Here is a 719-nt window from a genome sequence, read left to right as displayed (position 1 = left end):
CGGTTGACCAGTGCGGCGTAGAGCGGTCGAGAACCCTCGACGAGGTAGACGTCGTATTTCGGGGCACGAACACCGTTGACCACGTCGGCGGGGATACCGTCACCGAGGATATCTGGTGAGAAGCCGCGAAAGTCGATGAGGTCCGCGCCGATGGCCTCGGCGAACCCCCGGTGTGCCGGGTGCGGGTCCTGAAAGAGCATGGCCACGCGAGCGGAATCGAGGTCCATAGTATATCCTGAACGAGTCGCGGCATCGGATAAAAAGGAAGCGGACGTTCGGGAGATGGCGGTGTCGAAGTTCGTTCTCCGAGATTGGTTGATTCCGGGGGACGGTCCGTCGTGCAAAGGTGTTTTGAATATCGTGACAACGACACGCACAGGCGATGACAGATATTTCAACTTATCATTGGGAAGAACTAATCAGACGATATGGTCTCTGTCCGCCGCCCGAACGTCGTCCTCCTCATTTTTGACACGCTTCGAGTGGATGCGCTCTCCTGTTACAGTGGCGACGCCGTCGAGACGCCGAATATCGACCGTGTCGCAGAAGAAGGAGTCCAGTTCGAAAACGCGTTCTCCGCGGGGCCGTGGACACCGCCCGCACACGGGACGCTTTTTTCGGGACGCTGGCCGTCCGAAACCGGATTCACCGGCGGCATGCCGTGGATGGACGAGGACCTGCCGCTTCTCGCAGAGGTACTTCGAGACAACGGCTAAGAC

At 59.1% G+C, this 719-nt stretch carries 1 protein-coding gene and 1 pseudogene; one reads left to right on the top strand and one right to left on the bottom strand.

What is annotated here, in order from left to right; translation table 11 throughout:
• Window positions 1-227: pseudogene (locus tag QT222_RS00325) on the bottom strand (glycosyltransferase family 4 protein); the annotation flags it as partial.
• Window positions 228-428: 201 nt separating this feature from the next.
• Between QT222_RS00325 and QT222_RS00320 the strand changes: the two are divergent.
• A complete protein-coding gene (locus QT222_RS00320; RefSeq protein ID WP_491475933.1) occupies window positions 429-716 on the top strand; it encodes a sulfatase-like hydrolase/transferase in 288 nt (95 codons plus the stop codon).
• Window positions 717-719 lie beyond the last annotated feature (3 nt).

The sequence above is a fragment of the Haloferax sp. s1 genome (assembly GCF_058382125.1).
The sequence above is the reverse complement of the archived record's forward strand: the minus strand, read 5'-3'. Positions and strand labels throughout refer to the sequence as shown.